Origin of the sequence: Candidatus Paralachnospira sp. LCP21S3_A2 (assembly GCF_052118925.1) — a bacterium.
Taxonomy (GTDB): domain Bacteria; phylum Bacillota; class Clostridia; order Lachnospirales; family Lachnospiraceae; genus Lientehia.
Map to the genome: position 1 here is coordinate 1 of NZ_JBQKGG010000039.1, position 1,539 is coordinate 1,539.

The 1,539-nt window shown below is 41.9% G+C and carries 1 protein-coding gene; it reads right to left on the reverse strand.

The features are described 5' to 3' along the window. Positions 1-205: 205 nt before the first annotated feature. Positions 206-1,429 (reverse strand): IS256 family transposase, encoded by a 1,224-nt coding sequence (locus tag ACTQ3K_RS12560; RefSeq protein WP_441568230.1) that lies wholly within the window; start codon positions 1,427-1,429, stop codon positions 206-208. Positions 1,430-1,539 lie beyond the last annotated feature (110 nt).

The following is a 1,539-nucleotide window of genomic DNA, read 5'->3' on the forward strand; positions in this document are numbered from 1 at the left end:
GGTAGTGTAATTTATTTTGTGTAAACCTCTCAGATTGATGAAAAAATCTAGGTCATAAAGATATGAGTTCAAAATGTTCAGGGGCTGAATGGCAGATTCTGCTGTTCAGCCCTTGGCCTATTATTAGCATGAATTCAGTGGCATGTCAAGGGCGCCCGTTGCAAACGGGCGTTTATTTACCCTTTACATGGCGCTGAATTTTTGCTTACATGATGTCTTCAGGATGAATCCTGTCACCGAAATATATACACAGCTGATCAAGCGTCTGGCCCCAGTCCCATGATTTCCCGGTCCATTTTTTTGTTGCATCCATCATTGCCAGATACAGCATTTTAAACAAGGCATCATCGGTAGGAAAGATTGTCCTGGATTTTGTAACCTTTCGTAGCTGTCTATTGAAATTTTCTATTGAATTCGTAGTATATATAAGCTTACGTATTTCGGAGGGATACTTGAAATACGTTGAAAGCTGTGCCCAGTTATTCCGCCAGGAAGCAATGGAGGCCGGGTATTTCTTTCCCCACGTTTCCTCAAGTTCATCCAGCGCAGCTGCAGCCAGCTCTTCCGTATCTGCTTTATACACCAGTTTCAGATCTGCCATAAAGGGTTTCAGATCCTTATATGAGATAAACTTCGTAGAATAGCGGATCTGATGGACAATACAACGCTGAATTTCAGCATAAGGAAATACCGCGTGAATAGCTTCTCCAAATCCTGTCAGGCCATCTACAGAAACGATCATGATATCTTCTACTCCACGGTTTTTGATCTCGTTAAGGACACCGAGCCAGTATTTTGCACTCTCATTTCCACCGACCCACATACCCAGAACTTCCCGCATACCATTTAGTTTCACTCCGATAGCAACATATACCGCTTTTTTGACAGTGCGGTTGTCTTCCCGGACATGAAAATGGACGGCATCCATGAAAACAATGGCATATTTACGCTCCAGCGGCCTGTTCTGCCATTCTTTTGCAACCGGCAGAATGCGGTCTGTCATGTGGGAGATCATTTCAGCAGAAGCATCCACACCGTAAACATCTTTTAAGTGGGTGGAAATATCCCTGGTAGTCATTCCTTTAGCATACATAGATAAAACCTGATCTTCGATATTAGAAATATCAGTTTGGTTCTTTTTGACGATCTGAGGTTCGAACTCTCCTTTTCGATCTCGTGGAATATCGAGATTGATCGGCCCCATAGAAGAAGTCACTGTCTTTTTGCTGTAGCCGTTCCGGCTGTCATCAGTATCTTTGTTTTGATAGTCATACTTGGAATAGCCCAGTTTTTCGTCCATTTCAGCTTCCAGCATACCCTGTAATGTGTCTCCCAGCAGATCCTTCAGCATTTCCTGAACATCATGAGCATCATTCGGCTTATAATGTTCCAATAAACTGTTGATAAATGCTTTACGTTCAGGTGTCATTTTCCTTTGTCTCGCCATAAAAATATCCTCCTGGATTAATATTTATTTTAACATCAATCCGAGAGGATATATACTCTATTATGAGTTTACACAAAATTCATTACAGTCTC